This window comes from Nocardia sp. NPDC050413 (assembly GCF_040655475.1).
Classification (GTDB): domain Bacteria; phylum Actinomycetota; class Actinomycetes; order Mycobacteriales; family Mycobacteriaceae; genus Nocardia; species Nocardia coubleae.
On record NZ_JBFAJZ010000001.1, the window covers coordinates 36,453 to 60,314 of the forward strand.

At 68.1% G+C, this 23,862-nt stretch carries 24 protein-coding genes; 9 read left to right on the forward strand and 15 right to left on the reverse strand.

Translation table 11 applies throughout. The annotated features are described in order from the left end of the window. Window positions 1-16 precede the first annotated feature (16 nt). The gene (locus tag AB0I19_RS00215; protein WP_067494021.1) at window positions 17-1,495 is read right to left on the reverse strand and encodes a sugar porter family MFS transporter; all 1,479 of its coding nucleotides are present in this window, start codon (window positions 1,493-1,495) and stop codon (window positions 17-19) included. Between the two features lie 247 nt (window positions 1,496-1,742). Here AB0I19_RS00215 and AB0I19_RS00220 point away from each other — a divergent pair, with 247 nt between their 5' ends. Beyond that, entirely contained in the window at window positions 1,743-2,063 is a 321-nt protein-coding gene (locus tag AB0I19_RS00220) for a hypothetical protein (RefSeq protein ID WP_067494023.1), read from the forward strand. Window positions 2,064-2,098: 35 nt separating this feature from the next. Here the strand turns inward: AB0I19_RS00220 and AB0I19_RS00225 are convergent, their stop codons facing one another. After that, complete coding sequence (locus AB0I19_RS00225; RefSeq protein WP_067639812.1) at window positions 2,099-2,467, reverse strand: DUF5313 family protein; 369 nt, start codon at window positions 2,465-2,467, stop codon at window positions 2,099-2,101. Continuing rightward, a complete protein-coding gene (locus tag AB0I19_RS00230; protein ID WP_357142855.1) occupies window positions 2,464-2,925 on the reverse strand; it encodes a MarR family transcriptional regulator in 462 nt (153 codons plus the stop codon). The genes AB0I19_RS00225 and AB0I19_RS00230 overlap by 4 nt, the downstream gene beginning before the upstream one ends. 111 nt (window positions 2,926-3,036) lie before the next feature. Here AB0I19_RS00230 and AB0I19_RS00235 point away from each other — a divergent pair, with 111 nt between their 5' ends. Both AB0I19_RS00235 and AB0I19_RS00240 read left to right on the forward strand, forming a co-directional pair. Then, window positions 3,037-4,146, forward strand: a complete 1,110-nt coding sequence (locus tag AB0I19_RS00235) for a glutamate--cysteine ligase (RefSeq protein WP_357142857.1) — start codon at window positions 3,037-3,039, stop codon at window positions 4,144-4,146. Further along, complete coding sequence (locus AB0I19_RS00240; protein WP_357142859.1) at window positions 4,143-4,604, forward strand: VOC family protein; 462 nt, start codon at window positions 4,143-4,145, stop codon at window positions 4,602-4,604. The genes AB0I19_RS00235 and AB0I19_RS00240 overlap by 4 nt, the downstream gene beginning before the upstream one ends. 5 nt (window positions 4,605-4,609) lie before the next feature. Here AB0I19_RS00240 and AB0I19_RS00245 read toward each other — a convergent pair whose 3' ends face one another. Continuing rightward, complete coding sequence (locus AB0I19_RS00245) at window positions 4,610-6,649, reverse strand: CocE/NonD family hydrolase (protein ID WP_357142861.1); 2,040 nt, start codon at window positions 6,647-6,649, stop codon at window positions 4,610-4,612. Next, complete coding sequence (locus AB0I19_RS00250; RefSeq protein ID WP_357142863.1) at window positions 6,650-7,933, reverse strand: hypothetical protein; 1,284 nt, start codon at window positions 7,931-7,933, stop codon at window positions 6,650-6,652. A 129-nt stretch (window positions 7,934-8,062) separates the two neighbouring features. Between AB0I19_RS00250 and AB0I19_RS00255 the strand changes: the two genes are divergently transcribed. The 3 genes from AB0I19_RS00255 (at window position 8,063) to AB0I19_RS00265 (ending at window position 11,158) form a co-directional block, all read left to right on the forward strand. Next, window positions 8,063-9,124: a hypothetical protein gene (locus AB0I19_RS00255; protein WP_357142865.1), complete on the forward strand. Its 1,062-nt coding sequence runs from the start codon at window positions 8,063-8,065 to the stop codon at window positions 9,122-9,124. A gap of 126 nt (window positions 9,125-9,250) precedes the next feature. Beyond that, window positions 9,251-10,336, forward strand: coding sequence for a PQQ-dependent sugar dehydrogenase (locus tag AB0I19_RS00260; protein ID WP_357142867.1), 1,086 nt, complete (start codon window positions 9,251-9,253; stop codon window positions 10,334-10,336). Between the two features lie 126 nt (window positions 10,337-10,462). Then, window positions 10,463-11,158: a type 1 glutamine amidotransferase domain-containing protein gene (locus tag AB0I19_RS00265; protein ID WP_357142869.1), complete on the forward strand. Its 696-nt coding sequence runs from the start codon at window positions 10,463-10,465 to the stop codon at window positions 11,156-11,158. A 36-nt stretch (window positions 11,159-11,194) separates the two neighbouring features. Here AB0I19_RS00265 and AB0I19_RS00270 read toward each other — a convergent pair whose 3' ends face one another. Next, complete coding sequence (locus tag AB0I19_RS00270; protein WP_357142871.1) at window positions 11,195-11,617, reverse strand: helix-turn-helix domain-containing protein; 423 nt, start codon at window positions 11,615-11,617, stop codon at window positions 11,195-11,197. 94 nt (window positions 11,618-11,711) lie between these two features. Next, entirely contained in the window at window positions 11,712-12,434 is a 723-nt protein-coding gene (locus AB0I19_RS00275) for an alpha/beta hydrolase (RefSeq protein ID WP_357142873.1), read from the reverse strand. A 94-nt stretch (window positions 12,435-12,528) separates the two neighbouring features. On the opposite strand from AB0I19_RS00275, the gene AB0I19_RS00280 reads away from it, so the two are divergent. Beyond that, the gene (locus AB0I19_RS00280) at window positions 12,529-13,098 is read left to right on the forward strand and encodes a TetR/AcrR family transcriptional regulator (protein WP_357142875.1); all 570 of its coding nucleotides are present in this window, start codon (window positions 12,529-12,531) and stop codon (window positions 13,096-13,098) included. Between the two features lie 9 nt (window positions 13,099-13,107). Here the strand turns inward: AB0I19_RS00280 and AB0I19_RS00285 are convergent, their stop codons facing one another. Continuing rightward, the gene (locus AB0I19_RS00285; RefSeq protein ID WP_357142877.1) at window positions 13,108-13,407 is read right to left on the reverse strand and encodes a DUF1905 domain-containing protein; all 300 of its coding nucleotides are present in this window, start codon (window positions 13,405-13,407) and stop codon (window positions 13,108-13,110) included. Between the two features lie 163 nt (window positions 13,408-13,570). On the opposite strand from AB0I19_RS00285, the gene AB0I19_RS00290 reads away from it, so the two are divergent. After that, on the forward strand, window positions 13,571-14,119 hold the full coding sequence (locus AB0I19_RS00290; RefSeq protein WP_357142878.1) for a hypothetical protein: 549 nt from the start codon (window positions 13,571-13,573) through the stop codon (window positions 14,117-14,119). 45 nt (window positions 14,120-14,164) lie between these two features. Here AB0I19_RS00290 and AB0I19_RS00295 read toward each other — a convergent pair whose 3' ends face one another. Then, window positions 14,165-15,655: an aminotransferase class V-fold PLP-dependent enzyme gene (locus AB0I19_RS00295; RefSeq protein ID WP_357142880.1), complete on the reverse strand. Its 1,491-nt coding sequence runs from the start codon at window positions 15,653-15,655 to the stop codon at window positions 14,165-14,167. A gap of 328 nt (window positions 15,656-15,983) precedes the next feature. On the opposite strand from AB0I19_RS00295, the gene AB0I19_RS00300 reads away from it, so the two are divergent. Beyond that, on the forward strand, window positions 15,984-16,274 hold the full coding sequence (locus tag AB0I19_RS00300; protein ID WP_357142882.1) for a hypothetical protein: 291 nt from the start codon (window positions 15,984-15,986) through the stop codon (window positions 16,272-16,274). Window positions 16,275-16,341: 67 nt separating this feature from the next. Here the strand turns inward: AB0I19_RS00300 and AB0I19_RS00305 are convergent, their stop codons facing one another. The 6 genes from AB0I19_RS00305 to AB0I19_RS00330 form a co-directional block, all read right to left on the reverse strand. Continuing rightward, the gene (locus tag AB0I19_RS00305; RefSeq protein ID WP_357142884.1) at window positions 16,342-18,147 is read right to left on the reverse strand and encodes a long-chain fatty acid--CoA ligase; all 1,806 of its coding nucleotides are present in this window, start codon (window positions 18,145-18,147) and stop codon (window positions 16,342-16,344) included. Continuing rightward, window positions 18,140-18,595: a MarR family transcriptional regulator gene (locus AB0I19_RS00310; protein WP_357142886.1), complete on the reverse strand. Its 456-nt coding sequence runs from the start codon at window positions 18,593-18,595 to the stop codon at window positions 18,140-18,142. Before AB0I19_RS00310 ends, AB0I19_RS00305 begins: the two co-directional genes overlap by 8 nt. A gap of 79 nt (window positions 18,596-18,674) precedes the next feature. After that, window positions 18,675-19,697, reverse strand: coding sequence for a DNA topoisomerase IB (locus AB0I19_RS00315; RefSeq protein WP_357142888.1), 1,023 nt, complete (start codon window positions 19,695-19,697; stop codon window positions 18,675-18,677). Window positions 19,698-19,727: 30 nt separating this feature from the next. Then, window positions 19,728-21,089: a cytochrome P450 gene (locus tag AB0I19_RS00320; protein WP_357142889.1), complete on the reverse strand. Its 1,362-nt coding sequence runs from the start codon at window positions 21,087-21,089 to the stop codon at window positions 19,728-19,730. Between the two features lie 115 nt (window positions 21,090-21,204). Beyond that, window positions 21,205-22,140 (reverse strand): hypothetical protein, encoded by a 936-nt coding sequence (locus AB0I19_RS00325; RefSeq protein ID WP_357142891.1) that lies wholly within the window; start codon window positions 22,138-22,140, stop codon window positions 21,205-21,207. A 173-nt stretch (window positions 22,141-22,313) separates the two neighbouring features. Then, window positions 22,314-23,810 (reverse strand): cytochrome ubiquinol oxidase subunit I, encoded by a 1,497-nt coding sequence (locus AB0I19_RS00330; RefSeq protein ID WP_357145025.1) that lies wholly within the window; start codon window positions 23,808-23,810, stop codon window positions 22,314-22,316. Window positions 23,811-23,862: the final 52 nt, after the last annotated feature.

The window sequence follows — 23,862 nt, forward strand, 5'->3', positions numbered from 1 at the left end:
TGATCGAAGGTGCGGATCAGGCGGTCGCGGTCGGATGCTGGTAGCCGGTGGCCTCGTCCATGTCCTCGAGCGATTTGCCCTTGGTCTCGGGCACGAACCTGGCGACGAACAGCAGCGACAGCAGCGCGAACACCGCGTACATGCCGTAGGCGAAACCGAGCGAGAACGTCTTCAGGCTGGGGAAGCTGACCGTGATCGCCCAGTTGGCCGCCCACTGACCGGCGGCGGCGAGCGAGAGGGCCGCTCCGCGAATGCGATTGGGGAACATCTCGCCCAGTAGCACCCAGACCACCGGACCCCAGCTCATCCCGAAGAACACCACGAACAGATTGGCCGCGACGAGCGCGAGGACACCGGGTACACCGGTCAAATGCGGTTCGAGCACTCCCTCGGCATTGGGCACCTGCGGCGCGGTCCCGAAGCACACCGCCATGGTGGCCAGGGTGATGGTCATGCCGATGGAACCGGTGAGCAGCAGCGGTCTGCGCCCGACCTTGTCGACCAGCATGATCGCCACGATGGTTGTGGCGATATTGACCACCGAGGTGAACACACTGATCTGGAACGAACTGGACTCCTCGAAACCCACCGCTTCCCACAGCACGTTCGAGTAGTAGAAGATCACGTTGATGCCGACCGCCTGCTGGAACACCGAGAGCATCAGGCCGATCCAGACGATCGGGTAGATCTTGCCCGCGGGATTCTTCAGATCGCGCCACGACGGTTTGGTCTCACCCTCGAGGCTGTGCTCGATGCGGCCGATGGTCACCTCGAGGTTGCGCTGGCCGAACAGCGTCGACAGCACGCTGCGTGCTTCGGGAATCCGATGGGTCGCCACGAGGAAGCGCGGGGATTCGGGGATGGTCGAGGCGAGCAGGCCGTAGACCACGGCCGGAACCGCCATCGACAGGAACATCCACCGCCAGGCTTCGAGCCCGAACCACAGCTGCTCGCCCGCGCCGCCGGCCAGATGGGCCAGGACGTAGTCGACCAGCAGGGACAAGAAGATGCCGAGCACGATGGCGAGCTGTTGCAGCGAGCCGAGCCGGCCGCGAATGTTGGCGGGGGAGGTCTCGGCGATGTAGGCGGGCGCGATCACCGAGGCCACACCGACGCCGAGCCCGCCGATGACCCGGCCGAGCACCAGCACCCACAGGTCGGGGGCGAAGGCCGTGCCGATCGCGCTGATCAGGAACAGCAGGGCGGCGATCTTCATGACCTTGATGCGGCCGATGCGGTCGGCGATGCGCCCCGCCGTCATGGCACCGGCCGCGGCGCCGAGTAGTGCCGAGGCGACGGCGAAGCCGAGCGCGGCGTCGGCGACGTCGAATTCGTCTTGAATCGCGGCCACGGCGCCGTTGATCACGGCGCTGTCGTAGCCGAACAGCAAACCGCCGAGCGCCGCTACCGACGCGATGCGGACGACCTGCCCATTACTCGCGGAGTCGCCGTCCGGCAGGTCCGGCCGGTCGGTTGTCGCGCCACCCTCATGCATCGGTCCGATCCTCTCCGCGGCGAGACGTGTGCCTCGCGGGCCGACCGTGAACGCAGGTCACGGCCATGCCATCCGAATGGAACTGTGTACAGGCGGAACTCTCCGCCGATTGTCGCACTCCCGCAGGCGCACCGGCCGTCACGCACGCCGCGCCCGGGCGAGCCGTCGTCGTATTCGACCGGCCGAATTCGGGTAAAGCGGGCAACGAGGCCCGGATTGCCGGGCCCTTGCGAAGGAAAGGCGAACGATGACGCTACGGAGGAAGGCCTGCGCCACGGCGCTCGCCGTGGCCGCGCTCGGCACGCTCGCGGCAGGATGTGCCGAGGCGGAGAAGGCGGTCAACAAGGGTGGGGACACCCCGTGCAGTGAATTCACCGCGCAGGACACGGAAAAGAAGCGCACCACCGTCACCAAGTTCCTCGAGCAGGAACGGGGCGAGGACGCGCAGATCGATCAGAACACCATCGACCTGTCGATCGGCGCGATCGACCTGATGTGCAGTGCCCAGGCGAACCCGGACACGCCCATCAAGGAGGCCGATCTCACGGGTGCGCTGGTTCCGAAGTAGCCGGCTGCGGCGCAACGCCGGTGCCGCAGTGTGATTCAGGGACGATGGCGCTGCTCGTAGGCGGCCCGGTCGGCATCGGCGCGACGACGTTGCGCTGCGAAGGCGAGTTCGGGATCGAACCCGTGGCTGACCAGCCGGTGCCTGCGGTAGACGTACACCAGTGCGACGGTGAAGTAGATCAGCGGCAGATACAGCAGCGCCATCATCGACAACCCGATCCACAGCGGCCCCGGCGTCAACAGGAACAGGCACAGCAGCGGCAGCACCGGAACCAGGATGCGCAGCAGATAGCGTCGCGTCGCGCCGGGGCCGGTGAGGTCGGCCAGCACCCAGTCCGACATCGACGGCGGCAAGGTGGCACCGCCGATGTAGCGCAGACGCTGCCAGAGGTTCGGGGTGGTCATCGGTTCTGCCTCGATTCCTCGGCGCGGCGTGCGGCCGTGTTCACCCGGCCCAGCACATCGCGCAGTTCTTCCAGTTCGGCCAGGCTCACGCCGAGTCGTTCCACCACCGCGGGCGGGATGCGTTCGGCCTCGGTACGCAGTGCGCGGCCCGCTGCGGTGAGGTCGATCAGCAGGGTTCGCTCGTTGTTCGGGTCGCGGCGGCGGGTGATGAGCCCGGCGGTCTCGAGCCGTTTGAGCAGCGGTGACAGGGTGGCCGAGTCGAGCTGGACGGCATCGGCGACGGCTTTGACCGACATCGGCGTCTGGCCCCAGAGCGCGAGCATCACCAGGTACTGCGGATGGGTCAGGCCCATCGGCTCGAGCAGCGGGCGGTAGACGGCAAGGACCGAGCGGTTGGCCACGGCGAGGGCGAAACACACCTGCCGATCCAGCCGCAGCGGGTCGTCGATCTCGGTCACGCAGCCAGGTTAGCCCATGAACAGTTAGTGCACAAAGTATCTGTTGTTTGGCTCACTCACCTGCGGGTATCGTCCCAGCACGCTCGTTCACGCCGGTGGAGGAGGATCGCCGTGGGTAGGCCCGCACAGGTACCGACTGTCGGAGTCGAAGAGGAGTTCCTGCTCACCGACCCCGTCAGCGGCGCGCCCGCACCGAAGAACACCGAGGTCGCCGCGACCGCCGAGAAGGCAGGCTTAGATCTGCAGCTCGAGCTGACCAGCTGTCAGGTGGAGACCAGCACCGGCGTACACACCGACATCGGTGAGCTGCTCACCGAACTGCGCACCTCGCGCCGGCGGGTCGCCGAATGCGCCGCACAGCACGACGCCTCCTTGCTCGCGGTCGCCGTGCCGCCGACGGTTCCCGAGGGGTACCCGGTCACCGATACGCCGCGCTATCAGCGCATCGCCCACACGTTCGGCATGATCGCCCACGAGCAGGGGCTGTGCGGGTGTCATGTGCACGTCGGGGTGCCTGACCGGGCGACGGCGGTGCAGGTGAGCAATCACGTGCGTCCGTGGTTGCCGGTGCTGCTCTCGCTCACCGCGAATTCGGCGATCTATCGTGGCCGCGAGACCGGGTACGCGAGCTGGCGCAGCATTCTGTGGCGGCGCTGGCCGAGCGCGGGACCGCCACCGTATTTCTCTTCCCTGGACGAGTACGAGGCGATCGTGGCGATGATGCTCGCCAGCGGGAGCATCCTCGACAACAAGATGGTGTATTGGGACATCCGCCTGTCGGAATCCTTTCCCACGGTCGAGGTCCGGGTGAGCGACGTGCCCGCAACGGCGGAGGAATCGGCATTGCTCGCCGCGCTGATCCGGGGGATCGTGAGCACCGGATTGGACGCGATCGCCCGCGACGAACCCGCCACGGCGGTGCCGAGCGAGGTACTGCGGGCGGCGTATTGGAACGCCGCGCACTCCGGGTTCTTCGGTGACGGGCTCGACCCGATCGAGGGCCGGGTGCTGCCGCATCGTGAACTGCTCGCCGAGCTCATCGAACGGATCGGCCCCGCGTTGCGCGAGGCGGGCGACCTCGAGTTCGTGACGGAGGCGGTCGCCGCCCTGACCGAGCGCGGCAACGGCGCTTTTCGTCAGATGCGTGCTCTACGCTCGCGACACGAAATCGCCGATGTGGTCACGGAGTCGGCGAAAGCCACCCTGGAAGGATGCCCATGAGCCGCCACGTACAGATCACCTTCGACGCGCACGACCCGCGAGCGCTGTCGCTCTTCTGGCGCGAAGTGCTCGGTTACGTGCACCCCGGCCCGCCCGGTGTAGAACTTCCCGACGGCGCCGACCCGCTCGCCGCGTGGGACGAGTTCCTCACCCGTATCGGAGTGCCTGCCGAGGAACACAATTCGCGCTCGGCGATCGAGGACCCCGACGGGGAAGGGCCGCGCGTGTTCTTCCAGCGGGTGCCCGAGGACAAGGTCGCCAAGAATCGCGTCCACCTCGACGTGCGGGCCGCGCCCGGCCTCCAGGGCGAGCAGCGCATGACCGCCCTGGAAGCCGAGTGCGAGCGCCTGGTCGCCCTCGGAGCCACCCGCCTGCGGCGTTTCGAGCCGGAGCCGCCCATGAGCGCCGGGTTCATCGTGATGGCCGATCCCGAGGGCAACGAGTTCTGCCTGGACTGACGGGCTCAGACCAGATCGCGGGGTATCCGGCGGTGCCAGTTCTGTGAGTACACCCGGTTGCGCAGCGAGCGCGGGTCGGCGGGGGAGTCCTCCAGTTCGTAGGCGTCGAGCTGGGCGTCGATGACGAATTCGTCGGCGGTGCAACGCAAGACGGTGTCGGTCACCACCTCGGTTCGCCAGTCGTCGCGTTCCAGGCGGCGCACGGTGCGGGTCTGCCCGCGCACGGAGGTGACGTCGTTGTCCTGGAAGCTGAACCATTCCGTGGTGGCGCGGCGCACCGAGGTCCCGATGTCGTCGAGCACGATCGTGCCCTGGTCGTTCTCGATCTCCAGGGTCGATACCCCACTGGCCAGATCGCGCTCGACCTTCCAATGGTGCTGTCCCGGTTCGACATGCGTCGCGGGCGCGGGTGGCGCGGCCTCCGGTTCCCCGAAGGGGCGAAGGGTCGCGTCCTCGGGCCGGGGCGCGCGTTGCGGCAGGGTCAGTGTGCTCGTTCCGGTATTGATCGTGAGCATCACCGGTTCCGGCGACGGCCAGGCCAGCGGCCAGTACGACGACGACACCGAGAGCCGGATCCGGTGCCCGGGCGGGAAGGAATGCGCGATTCCGTTGAGCGGTAGGTGAACCCGATAGGTGCGCCCCGGTTCGAGCGGACGTGGTTCGGCGCTGCCGTCGCGGTGGGTGAGGTTGAGCAGGCCGTAGGTGACCCGGGTCGCCTCCCCGTTGGGCGCCACGTCCGAGAGCCGGGCGGCCAGCATCGCGTTCGGGCGGTCCGCCGAGACCTCGAGGTTCAGGGTCGGCAGGCCGAGGATCTCGCAGGGCTGGTCGAGGGGCTCGGTCTCGAACACCAGTGAGCCACCGTCCTCGTCGCGCTGGTCCGACGGCAGGTCCGGAGTCGCGGCGTAGGAGGCCCATTTGCCCGCGAACATGCCGACACTCAGCGGCGACTGCAGGCGCAGGTGATGCGTCGGTGCCGGCTCCTCGCCGAGGGCGTAGCGGCCGAGCACGAACCGGCGCGGTTCGATGTTCGGTGACGGCCAGCTCGGTTCGCCCACCCAGCGGCCGGGGCGGTCTTCGTAGGACGGGTGCGGGGACACACTGTCCTGCAACCACACTCGCAGCATCGGTTCGTCCATGATGGCGGTGTCGCGGCCCTTGAGCCAGTGATCCCACCACCGCACCATCTCCTGCAGGAACCCGATGGCCGGACCGGGTACGCCGAGATGGGGATACTTGTGCCCCCACGGGCCGATCAACCCCAGGCGCGGCACATCGAGGTGCTCGAGCAGGCGGAAGATCGCATTGGTGTACCCGTCGGCCCAGCCGCCGACGGCGAGCACCGGACACTGCACAGCGCTGTAGTCCTCGTTGACCGAGGCGCGCTTCCAATAGTCGTCGCGGCGTTGGTGTTCCAGCCATTGCTCGATCCACAGCCCGCTGCCCGCGAGACGCTCGTGCCACATCTCGCGCCACCGGTCGCCGACGATCGCCGGGTCCGGCGGGAGGCTGTTGAAGGCGAACATCACCGTCGCCTCGGACAGGTTGTCCGACAGCAGGCACCCGCCCATGTAGTGCATGTTGTCGACGTAGAGATCCTCCGTCGCCGAGGCGCTGACGACGGCTTTGAGCGCGGGCGGTCGGTGCGCGGCGACCTGCAGGCTGTTGAAACCGCCCCACGAGATGCCCATCATGCCCACGTTGCCGTCGCACCAGGGCTGTTCGGCCAGCCACGCGATCACGTCGCAGGCATCGTCATGCTCGGCGCGCAGGTACTCGTCGTAGAGCACACCGTCGGAGTCGCCGCTGCCGCGCAGATCCACCCGCACCGACACATACCCGTGGCCCGCGAGGTAGGGGTGGTTCAGCGCGTCACGGCCGCGGGTCAGGTCCCGCTTGCGGTACGGGATGTACTCGAACACCGCGGGCAGCGGTTCGTCGGTGACCGGTCGCCAGATGCGGGCCGCCAGCCGGGCGCCGTCGCGCATGGGGATGAAAACGTTCTCGGTGACCCGCACCTCGTACGGGAACGACTCGACCGTGTGCACTCAGTCGACCTCCTCGAATTCGAACGGCAATGCCTCGAGACAGTCCTGGTAGCGCTGCTCCAACTCGTCGTGGTCGGCGGCGCCGAGATAGAGGGTGGCCAGTTTGTAGCGGTAGGGGTCCTGGTTGGGCAGCTCCGAGAGCCGCTCACCCGGGGCCACATCGATGTTCACCACCGTGTCGGGGAACTTGCGGCGCAGGGCTTCGATCTGTGACTCGTCGGGCACGCGGGTGACGACACCGTCCTCGTAGCGCGGCACCATGCACTGCGCGGCGACGGCGAAACGCCCCTTGCGGTGCGGCATTTCGGGGGTGCGCCCGAGCGCGACGTCGATGGCGACGGCGTGGTTGGAGGTGCCGTCGACCTTGACGAACAGGTCGCTGTGCGACTGCGAGATGCGCGTGTTGATCTCGATCAACCACAACTTCCCGGTGTCGGCGTCCCACATGAACTCGGAGTTGAAGCAGCCGTTGTCGTATCCGACGTGGCGCAGATAGCGTTCGCTGACCTCGATCATGGTGTCGCGCACCGACTCCGGCACCGTGCGCGCCGGGTAGTCCAGGTGGGCGAAGCTGTGCCCGGTGGCGTCCTTGCGCATGTCGAACACGCCGTGCACCCGGTACTCACCGGCGGCCATCGACCCCTCGGGCGCTGCCTGGGTTCCGGTGACGATCTGCTCGGCCAGGCAGGTGCGGCCACCGGCCACGCGCACGTCCGCCGGCACTGTCACCCGGGCGAGGGCCTGGTCGAACGGGTCGGCGATGCGGCCGATCTCGGCGCGGATGGTCTCTGTCGCCGCCGCGAATTCCTCGGGATCGTGTACCTCGAAACCCAGTTGGGAGGAGTGGGCCTTCACCGGCTTGACCCAGAACGGGAAATCGAGATCAATGCTGTCGAGGGCGTTCGGGTCGAAGGGGTCGAACGCGCAGAAATCCGGAACGCATTCGGGTACCGACTCGCGTTGCAGTATCCGGCTCCACAGTTTGTGTTCCGAACGCAGCACGCTTTCGAGGCTTGGTGCGGGCAGGCCGCGTTCCGCGGCGAGGATGGGCACGATCACACTCGTGGGGAAATCCCAGTGGGCGATGACGGCGTCCACCGTGCCGTCGAAGGCATCCAGTTCGGTGCGGGCCCGGTCGAGCAACTCGTCGAAATCGGACTCCTCGGCCTTGACCAGCGAATCGTAGTCGAGCAGTCCGTGCAGGCGCAGGCCGCCGGGAATCTCGACTGTGCTGATCTCGGCTCGCTGCAACTCGGTCAGACCGGGGACGAAAACATTCTTCATTGGTGGCGTCTAACCGGAACGGGCGGTCCGAAACAGGGCGCGACCCGGCGATCACCGGTCGTTTCCCGGCGGCGGTTCAGGGAACGCGCGAGCAGTGAGATGTGCACGGCGAGGACAGGTGGTCGGTGGATGACGGAAGTGACGATCGGTGTACTCGCCGATCCCGACCTGGCTACGCGGCTCGCCCGCTCGCTGCGCGACGACCTGCCGGACGAACTCGCCCGGGTCGTCGGCGAACAGGTCGAGTGGCGGGTGCTCGTCAACGACGATCCGTTCGAGGCGATGTATCCCGACAGCGTCCACCTGATCGACAAAGCCCGCGAATACGTCCGGGAAACCACCTGGGACCTGGCGTTGTGCGTCACCGACCTGCCGTTGCGCGACGGACGATCGGTGCTGGTCGCCGATATCGACCCGGCGCATCAAGTCGCCCTGATCTCGCTGCCAGCGCTCGGTGGGATGCGGCTGCGGCAGCGGTTGCGTGAACTCGCGGTGCGAATCGTCGAAGCCCTGCGCTCGCGTCGCTCGGCCGCGCTTACGCGACCGAATGCGCGTGGGCTGCGCGTGGTGGAGCAGGGCGGCGAATTGCGATTGGTCCGGCCCGTGCGGTTCGGCTCGCTGTTTCTGCTGGCGGGGATGGTGCGCGCGAACCGGCCGTGGCAGCTGGTGGTTGGGTTGTCGTCGGCGCTGGCCGGTGCGATGGCCGGAACGGCGTTCGGGGTGCTGTACTCCTCGATCTGGTTGCTGGCCACGGCGATGGGACCGCTGCGGTTGACGGGAATCACGGTGTCGGCGCTTGTTGCCTTGTCGGCGTGGATCATTGCCGGGCACGGGCTGTGGGAGCGCCGGATCGACGGCCGGGACGATCGGTATCTGGCGTTGCGCAACGCGGGAACCGTGAGCACCGTCGCTGTCGGCACGATCGTGTTCTTCCTCGCGCTGTACGCGATCACCCTGGTCGCGGTGGCCGTCGTCATCCCGCCGGACTACCTGACCAGCACTCTCGGCCGCCCGTGTGGCCCCTCCGACTACCTGACGATCGCCCTGATGGCGACGGTACTCGGCACGGTGGCAGGCGCGGTCGGCTCGGGCCTCGAAGACGACGTGACCGTACGCAAAGCCACCTACGGCTACCGCGAACAAGAGCGTCGCCGGGTCGCCGAAGACCAGCGTCGAGCCCGAGAGCCATAGGCGCACAGCATGATCGGGACTGTGTCGGATCACGGGGCAACTGACCGGGCGTCGTCGGGGAGGCCACCGGATATCCTCGATACCGGTGGTGGTGAAGGGGCGCCCACCGGGACGGAGCGCTGGCTGATGGGCGTCAGGACTGTGACACGACGGCTGGTCGTCGCCGTTGCGGCGGTCGTCGTCGTGGCGTCGTGTGCGAACGAGCAGGGGAGCGCGCCGACCTCGCCGATCGCCTCCTCGACCGCGCCGAGCCGGTCCGAGGGCGTACCCGATCTCGGGGTGCCCGAGGTGGTCGCGCAAGGAATCGAAGTGCCGTGGGGACTGGCTTTCCTCCCCGACGGCACCGCGCTGGTGGCCGAACGGGACTCCGGGCGGATTCTGCGGGTGGTACCGGGCCGCACTCCAGAGCCGTACTTCGAGGTACCGGGTGTGGTGGCGCGCGGGGAAGGCGGCCTGCTCGGTCTCGCCGTCCGCGACGACTACGTGTACGCCTACTTCACCGCCTCCGACGACAATCGCATCGTCCGATTCCGGCCCGGCGGACCGGTGGAGGTGGTGTTCAGCGGAATCGCCAAGGCGGGCAACCACAATGGCGGGCGCATCGCCTTCGGGCCCGACGGAATGCTGTATGTGGGCACCGGGGATGCCGGGCAGCCGTCGCGGTCGCAGGACCCCGGCAGTCCGAACGGCAAGATTCTGCGGCTGACAGCCGAGGGTGCGCCCGCACCGGGAAACCCGACGCCCGGTTCACCGGTGCTGAGCACGGGTCACCGCAATGTGCAGGGCTTGGCCTGGGACCGGTCCGGCACGCTGTACGCGGCGGAGTTCGGGCAGAACCGCCTCGACGAGATCAACCGCATCGAACCCGGCCGCGACTATGGGTGGCCCGACGTCGAAGGCGGGGGCGGGGCCGACCAGGGCTTCACCGATCCGCTGCTCACCTGGTCGACCGACGAGGCCTCACCATCGGGTATCGCCATCGCGGGCGACACCCTCTACGTCGCCGCCCTGCGCGGCGAAAGACTTTGGACGGCAACCCTTTCCGGTGCAGACCTGACCGCGCCCCGCGACTTCCTGCGTGACACCTACGGCCGCCTGCGCACAGTCGCTGTCGCCCCCGACGGCGCCCTCTGGCTCACCACCTCCAACACCGACGGCCGGGGCGACCTCCGCGACGGCGACGATCGGATCCTGCGCTTCCCGGCCCGCTGAGCGACCCATCGATATTTCGATGTCCGATATCGGCAAGCCTATTGGTCATCGGATGCGGCCCGGCCTACCTTCGGGTGGCGGAACCGTTCGACAGGCGGTCTCCCCACTCAGCCCGAAGGAGCTTCGATGGCTAAATTTCTGTTCGTGATGACCGGCGCGGATCACTGGACCCTGGCCGACGGCACCGAGCACCCCACCGGCTACTGGGCCGAGGAATTCGTGGCACCCTACGAGGCCTTCACGGGGGCGGGCCACCAGATCGTGGTCGCCACCCCGGGCGGTGTCGTACCACCCGTCGACGCGGGCAGCCTCGAGGCGGAGGCCAACGGCGGCGCCGCCGGTGCGCAGCGTGTCAGGGAGGTGATCGACGGCGCGAAGGAACTGCACGAGCCGGTGCGACTGGAGGATGTCGACCTGGCCGAATTCGATGCCGTCTACTATCCGGGCGGCCACGGCCCGATGGAAGACCTTGCGGTGAACAAGGATTCGGGGGCACTCCTCAACGCCGCCCTCGCCTCGGGCAAGCCCCTGGCGGTCGTCTGCCACGCACCCGCCGCACTGCTGGCCACCACCGGCGACGCGGGCATCTCGCCGTTCGCCGGGTACCGCCTCACCGGCTTCAGCAATGCCGAGGAATCCCAGGCAGGCCTCGCGGACAAGGCGAAGTGGTTGCTCGAGGACCGCCTCGTCGCGCTCGGTGCCGACTACACCTCGGGCGAGCCATGGGCGCCGCACGTTGTCACCGACCGCAACCTGTTCACCGGTCAGAACCCCGCCTCGTCGGCCCCGCTGGCCGCCGCGGTCCTCAAAGCTCTCGCCTGAAGCCGTTGCGGCCGTGGATTATTCGTCCACGGCCGCTCAGGCGCCGGCGGTGATGTCCCAGCGGGCCCGCGCCGACATCACCTCGGCGCGGTGCCGCACCGACCACTCGGCGACCACGTCGAGGACCGTGAGCAAGCTGCGTCCGACCGGCGTCAAGGTGTACTCCACCTGCACCGGCACCGTCGGATAGATCCGGCGGGCCACCAGGCCGTCGCGTTCGAGTCGGCGCAGGGTCACCGTGAGCATGCGCTGGGAGATGCCGGGCACGCTCCGGTGCAGTTGCAGAAAGCGCCGTGCCCCGCCGATCAGCTCGGTGATCACCAGTACCGACCACTTGTCGCCGATCCGGTTCAGCACGTCGCGCACCTCGCACGCCGCGTGGCGCAGATCCGGCGCGCACCGGTCGGCGAGCAGCATCGTGCCCCCGCCGGTCCGATCGAAATCGTCGTGTCGAAGCATCCAATTTTCCTAACCTCGGGCTGTATCGCACCAGCTTGACGCCGCGAACAGCCCGGAACAACGACGATCTTCTCGCCGCAGCGGTAAGCCGGGCTTACCGATAGGAGGCGGCCTCGGCCGCTGTCGCGGCGTCGAGTACGAGTTCGGTGAACCGTTCCGGATGGATCAGGGGCAGATAGTGTCCGGCGTCGGCGACGACGATCAGGCGACCGTCGCGGCACTGCCGCAGGAATCGGCGCTCCTGCACGCGGAAGTGATCGTGGCGGCCGTTGACCAGGGATATCGGCCCCGCATAGGAGCCGAGGGCGGCGAGCACGTCGAATCCGCTCAGTTCGTCGACGACATCGGGGATGGCCTCGGTCGCGATACCCGCGTCCTCGACGGCGCGAGCGACGGCCGGCGGAAGGACCCGGTCGAACACGCGTGAACTCGCCCGGTGGCCACCGTCGGGCTGCCGCGAAAGCACTCGATGCATCACAGTAAACGGTGTCATCAGAGTTCGCGTGGGCACGCACGTCGAACCCGCGACCATGAGGCCCGCCACCTTCGCCGGAGCCATTTCCGCGGTGGCGATACCGACGTACCCACCCAGTGAATGTCCGACGACCAAGGCGCGGCCGCCGAGGGAATCTATTGCCTCGCAGACGGTTTCGGCAGATCCGGCGACGGTGAACCGTTCGCCGCGTCGGCGGCCGTGGCCGGGCAGGTCGACGGTGGTGACAGGGCGCACCCGGCCGACGCGGTCGGCGACCAACGTCCAGGCTGCCCCGCTCATCCGAATTCCATGGACGAAAACCACCGGTAGACGATCCGGCATAGCTACCCCTCCTCAGGTAATGCAACGCAACGTTGCGTTGCAAACGTACCTCTGCTGACGGTGCAACGCAACGTTGCGTTGTATTGTGGGGTGGGTGACGACCTCGGGCCCGCGAAAGGCTGAAACCATCTACCTCTGTGCTCTGGAGTTGCTGGCCCGGGACGGCTACGACGACCTGACGATGGAGGCGGTCGCCCGGCAGTCCGGTGTCAACAAGACAACGCTCTACCGCTGGTGGCCGTCGAAAGACGCGCTGCTCGCCGCGGCGCTGACTGTTGCCGCGCCCCTGCGCATTTCGATTCCCGACACCGGCAGCTTCGAAGGCGACCTCACCGCGCTCGGGCTCGAGATCGGCCGACTGCTGACCGCCGAGGACACCTCGCCGATCGTCACAGCGGTTCTGTCCGCGTCGGCCTCACGTCCCGAGCTCGCCGCGGTGGGGCATCGCTTCTTCAGCGATCGGCTCGAACGCGAGCAGGTGATCTTCGACCGCGCCGCCGCACGCGGGGAGATTCCGGCCGGACTCGATCCGGCGCCCGTCGTCGACCTGCTCGCGGGTTCGTTGTGGACGCACCTCGTGCTGCGCGGTGCAGGGTTCAGTGAGTCGTATGTGCGCACGGTGGTTGGTGTCATCGTGCGCGGGACGAGCCCGCGTCCGGCGTGATGCGCTCGCTTACCGGCCGGTGCGCAGCCGCACGTGCGCGGTATCGCCCTCGGCCAGCTCTTCGGCCTGCAGGACCGGCTTCTTCATGGGCAGGATGTACGTGCCGCGCTTCTTGTCCGGGAACACCGATGTCGACCAGGTGGTCGCGCCGACGGAGACCGTGACCGGGACGGCGCCGAAACCGGGTCCGGTGCGGGGATGCCGGTCGGCGATATCGTCGGCGACCGGCTCGGGGACCGCGACGAAATGCCAGGTGGCGCCTGGTGCCTGCCAGACCTCGGCGGCGAATTCGTACTCCCACGGCTTCATGCGCGCAGGATAGCGCCGGGCACCGACAGGTTCCGGTCGGCAACGGTGTTGTTGCGGGTTCGACTCGGTGTGGACCCGTGGAGGGTGGTGAGGTGGGAGCCGAGCGGCGGCGAAGTACTGTCTCGGGCGTTCATCAGCCCAGCAGGAACGACAGAGGAGACGAATGTTCACCCGATATCGTCTGACCGGAGCCGTTGTTCTCGCCACCGCGTCGATCGGGCTCGTCCCGTTCGCCGCACCGGGCATCGCCGCGCCACCCGGTGCGAACCAGGCGGAGCCGATCATCACCTGCACCCAGAACGGCACCGTCACCTGGGCGGGCGACGGGCTGGGGGAGAAGCCGACCCGCGTCGAATGGTCGGCCACCACCGAGTTCACCGACTGCGCGGGGTCGGCCGTCGACGAGGGCGGGCCGTACCCCGTGAGCATGGTGGAGCAGGGCACCGAGGTGGCCTCCTGCGAGGGGAAGGTGACCGTCCACGAGGGCACGGGCACCATCACCTGGTCCGACGGCAGCACGAGCACCACCAGCAGCAAAGCCGCGGGCAACCAGGCCAAGTCCAGAGGTGGTGGCCCGGCTACCTTCCCGATCACCATCGACTCCGGCACGCTCGCCGGGCACTCCGCCACCGACGACAACACCGTGACCACCGAACAAACCTGTCCCGGGGTCACCGAAGCGGCGCTGACCGGCACGTTCACCGTGCACTGACACCGCGAGCGTCGCCGGAACCCCTCCGGCGACGCTCGTCCGGCATCAGTTCGGCCCGGCGACGATATCGGCCCACTCGCTCAACAGCTGCCATGCTGTTGCCACGTGTTCGAGGCGGGTCGCGCAGCCACCGATCGCCACGCGAAGCGCGAACTGCCCGCGAACCATGGTGTGCGACAACAGGACCCGGCCCGTCGCGTTGACAGCGTCCAACAGGGCCCGGTTGACGTCGTCGGCGGCGCGCAGGCGGAAACAGATCACCGACAGCGGATGCGGCGCGAGCACGTCGAACCGGTCGTCGGCCTCGACCCATGCCGCGAACTGCTGCGCCGCCGACATGCTGTAGCGAATGTGCTCGCGCAAACCGGACGCGCCGTACCAGCGGATCACCGCCCACAACTTCAGTGCCCGGAACCGGCGGCCCACCGGCAGTTGCCAATCCCGGTAGTCCACCACCGCGCCGGATTCGGTCGCGCTGTTGCGCAGGTATTCCGGCAGTACCGACAGCACGTCCGTCAGCGCCGAGCGGTCGGCGAGGTAGCAGGCGTCGAATTCCAAGGCGGTGAGCAACCATTTGTGCGGATTGGTCGCGTAGGAATCGGCGAAGTCCGCCACGCCCTCGTTGATCCAGCGCAGCTCCGAACACATCGCGGCCACGCCCGCGTACGCCGCGTCCACATGCAACCAGGCGCCGAATTCGCGACAGACCGGGCCGATGAGGGGGACCGGGTCGACGGCGCCCGTGGAAGTGGTGCCGATCGTCGCCATCACCAGGACGGGTATCCGGCCGTCCGCGGCGTCGTGTGCCATCGCCGTACGCAGCGCCGTCGGGTCCATCGACAGGTCCGCGCGGGTATCGACGAAGCGGATGGCGCTGGAACCGAGACCCGTTATCCGCGTGGCCTTTTCGAAGCCGCAATTCGCTTCGGCCGAGGTGTAGACGACGTAGCGGCCACGCTCGACGCCCGCCCGGGCGACCTGTCCGCGCGACGCCCGCTGCAAGGCGGCCAGCAGGGCGATCAGCATCGCGGTGCTCGCGCCGTCCTGCACCACACCGCCACCGCCGCCCGCGAAGGTGAAACGCTCGGGTAGCCCGATCAAACCGGCCAGCCAGTCGAGAACGAGCTGTTCCAGCTCGGTGCACGCCGGTGCGGTCTGCCAGAGCATGCCCTGCATGCCCAGACCGGAGATCAGCAGTTCGGCCAGCGCCGAGGGGCCCGACGCCCCGCTCGGGTAGTAGGCGAGGAAGCCGGGATGCTGCCAGTGTGTCGAGCCGGGCACGACGATCCGATCCATGTCGGCGAGCAATGCCTCGAACGGTTCGCCGGTCTCGGGCGGCTCGGCAGGCAGTTGCGCGCGGACCTCACCGGGAACGACGCTCGACCGCACCGGCAGCGACTCCACCCGCTCCCAGTAGTCGGCCACCCAGTCCACCACTGCCCGGCCGTGCGCCCGGAACTGGGCAGCCGTCATATGCGGGGGCACGGGTGCGAGGACATGCCGATGTGCTGGAGCAACGCGCGGGGTGGTCGCCACCGATCAGAGGGTAGAGGTCCGCCGCGCCGATCCGCCGCGCTGCGAGGCGTGTCGGCACGGCCGACGCGGCGCTGAAACGGGTTCTCGTCCGGAAACGCAGGGATACGGTCCCGTTCAACGGGTGAGTTGAGACACGAAAGTGGTTGTCGGGCAACAGGATTGCTACACTCCTGCCTGGTGGAGCGAGCGGCGGGGACCGCAGACCTCGACGCTCTCTCCACCTCCGATTGTGCCCCTCGGTCAAGACCTATTCGAGTCGCTCCCGCCCCGTGCGCACGTCGATGGAATGCCGGTGTTTCGGTGGTTGCCGTCTGGGCAAGCGCACACCATGGCAACTGACGAGCAAAATGGCACCACACCGTCACCTGCGAGCGCGGCCGAGGACTTGGTCACCGTCGACATGTTGCGAGAACTACTCGGCGCCGACGACGCGCAAGCCTGCCTGGTTCTCGAAGGTGGACGGGTGCGGGTCACCCGAGGATCAGAGGACCAGCAGAGCGGGATGGTTGTCGCCAGCCGGGCGGAGGTTCAGCGGCGGCTCGGCGCGAACCCGGACCCGACCGCACTGACCGAACAGGCGGCCCTGCTGGACAGCGAAGTCCGCCTGCTGGGCGCCTGAACGCTGTCGGCGGACGTCGGGGATCTGGTCCTCGCCCACGCGGCGCCGATGCCCTGCCGATCGGCTCTCAGGCCCGGTACATGCCGTCGATCTCGTCGGCGAATCGCTCGGCGACCACGTGCCGCTTCACCTTGAGCGTGGCGGTGAGTTCGCCCGACTCCTCGGTCAGGTCGCGGTCCAGGACGACGAACTTCTTGATGGATTCGGCGTGGGAGACGGTGCTGTTGGCATCGTCGATCGCCTGCTGTACCTCGGCGAGCAGCGCCGGATCCGTACGGAGATCGGCGACGGTCGCCTCGGCCGGTCGATCGGCCGCTTCCTTCCATCCGGTGAACGTCTCCGGGTCGATGGTGATGAGCGCGGTGATGAACGAGCGACCGTCGCCGACCACCACTGCCTGCGAGATCAGCGCGTGCGAACGGATGCGATCCTCCATCGGGCCGGGGGAGACATTCTTGCCGCCCGCTGTGACGAGGAGGTCCTTCTTACGCCCGGTGATCGACAGGAACCCGTCGTCGTCGATGGCGCCGAGGTCACCGGTGCGCAACCACCCGTCGGTCAGCGCGGCGGCGGTAGCTTCCTCGCCGCGCCAGTACCCGGTGAACACGACGCCACCGGACACCTCGATCTCCCCGTCATCGGCGATGCGAACAGCGTTGCCGCCCAATGGTTGTCCCACCGTGCCGATCTTCACCGCACCCGGCACGTTCACACAGTGGGCGGCGGTGGATTCGGTCAGGCCGTAGCCCTCGTACACCGGAACACCGACACCTCGGAAGAAATGCCCGAGCCGAGGCGTCAACGCGCCGCCGCCGGAGATGACGAACTCGCAATCACCACCCAGCGCGGCCCGCAGCGGGGTGTACACCAGCCGGTCGCACAACGCGTACTCGGCACGCAGCAGGAGCGAGGGCGTGCGCGCGAATCCGCCGGTGTGGTCGAGGTTTTCACTCCACCGGACCGCGGTCTGCTCGGCGAACCGGAACACGGCCGCCTTGATCCTGCCGCCGTCGCGTGCCTTCTTCTCGGCACCGTCGCGCACCTTCTCGAACACTCGTGGCACGCCGAGGATCGTGTGCGGGCGGAAGCGGGTGAACTGACCGGTGATGGTTTTGAAGTCCGCCCAGTGGGCCTGCGTCATCCCGGCCTCGAACGCGGCCAGCGACACCGCCCTGGCCAGCACGTGCGCGAGCGGCAGGAAAGTGAGCATCCGCTGTCCCGGGCGGGCGACCTCACCGATACTCGCGGTCAGGATGCCGCGCACCTCCGACAGGAAGTTGCGATGGGTGAGCATGCAGCCTTTGGGGCGACCGGTGGTGCCGGAGGTGTACACCAGGGAAGCGAGGCCGTCGGCGCGTAGGCCGTCGAGCCGTTCCCGCAGGCAGTCGTCGGAGCGGTCGGTGCCCTCGGCGATCAGCAGTGCTTCGGCGCCGTCGTCGATGACCAGGGAACGTCGCAGCGTTGCCGGTGCGTTCGCGAGCAGATCCTTGTGCCGGGCGGTCTCCACGATCGCGAGCGCCGCACCGGAATCCTCGAGGATCCACCGCACCTGCTCGGCCGAAGACGAGTCGTAGACGGGGACGGTGACCGCACCGGCGGCCCAGATCGCGAAATCGAACAGCGTCCACTCGAAGCGTGTCGCCGACGCGAGTACCACCCGATCGCCCGTCTGAATACCGTTGGCGATCAAGCCTTTCGCCACCGCGGACACCAGCCGCGCGAACTCGGCCGCGGTGACGTCGACCCAGCGGTCCCCGTCGGGACGGGAGAACAGCACTCGCCGCGGGAACTGTTCGGCCTGGGTGTAGACCGAGCCGACGATGGTCTCGTCCTCGGCGATGGTGAACGTGGCCGGCGTGGTGAACTCACGCATGCTCGCCTCCAAGGGGCTGGTCGGGTCGCTGGAATCGCCGCAAGGCGTGCGCGAAGTCGGTGATGTCGTCGGCAGTCCAGTCGCTCATCCGCTCCTCGAGCAGCATGAGGTCGTGTTCGATCGCTGCTCGATGCGCGCGGCGGCCCGACGCGGTGAGCGTCAGCGGGTAGCCCGCCCGGGAATTTCCCTCACCCGCCGCCACCCAGCCCGCGTCGACGCAGGTCCGCAGCTGTCGTGACACCGTAGAGCGGTGCACGCCGAACGCTTCGGCCAGCTCGGTGGCACGACAGCCCGGATTCCGTTCGATATAGGACAGCGCCGACCGCTGCGCGAACGACGGTATCCCCTCCGACGCGGGCCGCGCCGCGATGGCTTCGCGGACGATCTGCGTGAGCGCGTCGTGCACCGCGACGAGCTCGGGCGACCATCCATCCGACTGGTGTTGCATGACGCAACTATATCCCCGTCGGGGCCTGGCTGTTCACTGCCCCGGTGTGGTGTTGCCTCGTTCGTCGGCGGAGCGGGGATCAATGCCTGCGGTGGGTGGCGCGCCGGAGCAGTCGGAGTACTGCCCGTTCGATGACTGCTCGGCGCTCGCTCTCGGCGGCGGCGCGGGCAGCTCTGTCCAGCGCCCGGGAGATCGTGGTCCCGTCGGCGTACGCTTCGGCGACCCTCGGGTCGACATAGGAGGCGCGGGCGACGGCGGGCGTATTGCCAAGGGCGGCAGCGACTTCGGTGATCACAGCGCGTTCGGCCCGCTTGCGCGCACGCTCGGAGGTCGGGGGTTCGGCCTGTGCGAAACCCTCGGCGGCCAGCACGGTGGCCTGCCAGGTCCGGAGGTCCTTGACGGTGCAGTCCGTTTCGGTGAGTGCTTTGAAACGGGCGTTGATGTCGTCGGCATGCAGTTCTCGGTAGCCGTTCCGGTCGCGGTAGACCAGTAGCCGTGGCGAATCCGCGCGACTACGCCGCAGGGAAGTGACAGCGCGGGCCAGATCCGCGTCGTGTATCCGGACGCGACGGCGCAGACCGCCCTTGGCGACATAGTCGAACAGCATCTGCTCGCCCTCGACGCGCACCTGTTCGCGCAGCAGGGTGGCGACGCCGCGGGTGCCGTTCTCCTCGGCGTACTCCTCGCCGCCGACCCGGAACACTCCGAGGTCGATCAATCCGATGGCCACGGCCTCCACCCGGTGCCGGTGCAGGCCGGAGCGGCGCACATCGGCGGTCAGCCGGTCGCGCAGCTGGGGCAGACAAGCAGCGAGATCGAGGACGCGGTCGAACTTCTCCTCGTCGCGTTCCCGGCGCCACTGCTCGTGATACAGGTATTGGCGGCGGCCGGCGGCATCGACACCGATCGCCTGGATATGACCGTTGGCGTGCGGACAGATCCACACTTTGCGCCACGCGGGCGGAATCACCAGGCCGTTGATCCGCTCGAGCAGGTCTTCGTCCGAGACGCGTTCGCCGTCGGTGGTCAGGTAGGAGAAACCACGACCCCGGATGACTCGCCGGATCCCGGGGCCGTAGGGAGTGCTTCGCCGTAAGCGCACGAAACCTCCTGTTCGCTGCCGCCGATCGGGTCAGGACATGGACTTGTTCAGAATCGGCGCGTCGTGCCGGGATTCCACGCGGAATTCGAGGCCGAAGTTGTTCAGGGTGAACGGCAAGGGGGTCGACGGATCGAGAGCTGGGGTCGAGGTCAGCTCGAATCGCGCCGCGCGCAGCATTTCCCCGAGCAGGGTGCTGGTTACGAACAGCACCAGGTCCTGCCCGGGGCAGGCGGCGGGTCCGGCGCTGAACGGCACCAACTGCGGGTAGTCCTTCGCGCGGCCGTCCAACCAGATGTCGGGAACGAAATCGTCGGCGAACGGAAGCGACCGCTGGTCACGGTGGAACGCGACGGCGGCGATCAGCAGTGCCGCACCGGCCTCGGTGGTGAAACGCTCCTCGCCGTCGCGCCAGGCGGTGTCCTCGGTGACGTCGCGCAGGATGAGCGGCGTCGTCGGCCACAGCCGCACCGATTCCAGGACACATGCCCGGAGGTAGGGGAGCGTCGCCGGAGTCGTGGCGTTCTGCGCCTCGGCGACGGCCGCGGCGCGCTGTTCGGGATGGGTGGCCAGCAATGCCACCGCGCGGCTCAGTGCCATCCCCGCCGCATCGAAGGCGAACAGCCAATGCGGTACCTGGCCCACGGGATCCGTTGCACCGGAGGCGGATACATCGGTGAGCGCACCCAGGAGGCTGTCGTTCTCCGCGGATTCGGCATAGCGGTAGAGGCTCTCGGAGAACTTCTCGCCCGAGCGCCTGCGCTGTGGCATGAGAAATGACCAGTTGGCCGCCGAACGCAGCTGCCACAGCCGATCGGTGATGTCGTGGTCATCGCGGGCTGAGGAGCCGAGGACCAGCCGACGGACCAGCCGCCACCAGGCGGTGGTGAACTGTGCGGCGTCCAGCGTGCCGGTCGACGAGGCCGCCGTCAGCATCCGGGCCGCTTCGTCGGCGATGACCTCGGCGAACGGGGTCGCCAGCCGGTGCAGCGGACGGCCGGTCTCGAGAGCGGCTTCGTTCACCGCCCGGCGCTCTTCGCGGATCGGGCCCTCCGAGATCAGCACACCGTGCGGCTGGAATTGGCGCAATGCGGCCCGCTTCTCCCGATTCGCCGGATCGAACGGCGACGGTGCTTGCGCCAGCACCCGGCCCACATCGGCGGGATCGGTGACCACGACCACCCGTCGGCCGGGCAAGACCAATTCCACCGGCCCCGAACCGAATTCGTCACGCAGCGCATGCATCCGCCGGACGGCACGACCGTCCGCCTGCGTGCGTTCCAGTATTCCCATCATCCTGCGGCGACGGGCGATGACGCCTGCGGCGAATCCGGCGAACCCGAGGTCCGCCAGCGTCGCCGCCGCGCGGACACCTCCCAACCGATGACCCGGCATGTGACCTCCTGAGCAGCGGAATGCCGACGTCGGTGTGCCGGCACGCGAGCTACTTGCGGTCATTCCACGCGAACGACCGTCTAAACGGCCCGCCGATTCCGGAGGGAACCCGGCATCACGCCCGTGAGCCGAAGAACTCGGCTCGGGCGGCGTCGACACGTGCCTGCGCCTGGGCGGCGCCCTGGAAACTGACCGCGGCCGAACCGCCGCCGGCGATCCCGAGGGCCAGCAGACCGCCGATCACCGAGAGGAGGTTCGGGTCGGGGAGCAGGCCGGTGTCACTGGTCGGTGTGACGTCGTGGGCGGGGGCCGCCGGGCCGCCGCCGGGTGCGGGAGCGGCGGGCGGATCAGCCGCTCCACCGGGGGCAGGCGCGGAGGGTGAGTCACCGCCGGGACCTGCTCCGGCCGGTGGTGCGCCGCCACCGCCTGGCGCGCCGCCACCGGGTGCTCCACCACCGGGCGCGCCGCCGGATTCGCCCGCGTCCGGCTGGGGAGCCTCCGGCTGGGCGGGTGCGGGAGCGTCCGGGGCAGGGGCCGCAGGCGCGGACTGTGGGGCAGGGGCTTGCGGTTGCGGCGGATTCCCGGGGTTTTCGGGGTTGTTGCCTTGGTTGCCGCCGCCGTTGCCTTGGTTGCCGTTTCCGCTACCGGGGTTCGGGTTGCCGTTGTTGCCTTGGTTCCCGCCGCCGTTGCCTTGGTTGCCGTTTCCGCTACCGGGGTCCGGGTTGCCGTTGTCGCCTTGGTTCCCGCCCCCGTTTCCCTGATTGCCGTTTCCGTTACCAGGGTTCGAGTTGCCTTGGTTGCCGCCGCCGTTGCCTTGGTTGCCGTTGCCGCTTCCCGGGTCCGAGTTTCCGTTGCCGCCGCCGTTGCCGTGGTCTCCGGGTTCGGCGACTAACCGGATCGCGCCGCTGTCGGAGAGTCTCGAGGTGTCTGGCCCGGCGGTAGGGTCGAGCCCCGCGACGGCGACCTGGCCGCCGGGCGCCGGTGTAGGCTGGGCGGCCGCGAGCCCGCAGTAGCCGAGGAGCCCGAGGACACCCGCGGCCCCGGCTGCCACGGCGGTTCGTCTCATCCGACCGGCTGCCACTTGCCCTCCGTCCTGTCACCGAAAGCCCACCACACACCATTGCGGTCGGATTCGGAGGGCCTGGCGTTACTGCTCCCGACCGCCGATCGCTCCCGGGCCGACCATCGTCGACACCGCCCGAACGGCGTCGGATCATCGGCGCACTAGTAGGCGAAAGACAGCGTTTCGACGGGTTCGGCGCGGTGTTTGCCGCCACCACTGCCGTCGTCGGGGCCCGAATCGTCCTGCTGCGATGTGGTCGAGTCCGGCGCCGGGCCAGCGACGGTGTACCGATGCATGAGGTAGTACCAGACCACCGCGAGCGCACCGTAGAGCAGGGTGAACACGATCAGTGAGAACAGCACGGTGCCCGGTGCGTGGTCCGAGACACCCTGGTCCACGGTCATGCGGATGGTGAGATCACCTGCGAGGTCGGGAACGACCACCCAGGGCTGGCGCCCCATCTCGGTGAACACCCAGCCCGCGCTGTTGGCCAGGAACGGCGTCGGGATGGCGAGCAGGCTCAGCCAGGAGAACCAGCGCCGGTCGGGGGCGCGACCACCCCGGGTAACCCAGAAACCGGCGAGCAGCAGCACCATCGGGCCGGCGAGCAGGCCGACCATGGTGCGGAACGACCAATAGGTGACGAACAGATTCGGCCGGTAATTGCCCGGCCCGTATTGCTCGACATAGGAACGTTGCAGATCCTCGACGCCCTGCAAGGTCACGCCGGTGAACTGATCCTCGGCCAGGAACGACAGCACATATGGAACTTCGATCAGATGCTCCACGCTGTCGCAATTGTTGTGTGTGCCGACGGTGAGCACCGAGAACTTCGGGTCCGTCGCCGTGTGACACAGCGATTCCGCCGAGGCCATCTTCATCGGCTGCTGATCGAACATGATCTTGCCCTGGATATCGCCCGTGAGTGCCACCACCACGATCGACGCCGCAACCACATACAGTGACCCGCGTGCCGCCGGACGCCAGAGCGTGGTGGCTTCGGACTGTTTCACCGCGTCACCGCTGCGCATGTTGCGCACCATGAACCATCCGCAGATACCGGCGACGAACACCGACGCGGTGAGGAACGCACCGGCGACCACATGCGGGAACGCCGCCAGCGTCGTGTTGTCGGTGAGCAACGTCCAGATGCTGTCCAGTTCGGCCCGGCCGGTCTCGGGATTGAATCGCGCACCGACCGGATGCTGCATGAACGAGTTGGCCGCGATGATGAAATACGCCGACGCGTTCACCCCGATGGCCACCAACCAGATCGTGGCCAGGTGAACGAGTTTGGGCAGCCGGGACCAGCCGAAGATCCACAGTCCGATGAAGGTCGATTCGAGGAAGAAGGCGACCAAGGCCTCCAAAGCCAAAGGGGCGCCGAAGATGTCGCCGACGAAACGGGAGTATTCGCTCCAGTTCATCCCGAACTGGAACTCCTGCACGATGCCGGTGGCCACGCCGATGGCGAAATTGATCAGGAACAATCTGCCGAAGAACTTGGTGAGCCGATACCATTTCTCGTCGCCGGTGACGACCCACGCGGTCTGCATTCCCGCGACGATGGGAGCAAGACCGATGGTGAGCGGTACGAAGATGAAGTGATACACCGTGGTGATACCGAATTGCCACCTCGAGATGTCGACGGTGCTCATCGCCAGCGTACTCATCGTCGGTCTCCTACCGTCGTAATGAACTGTCGCCGAA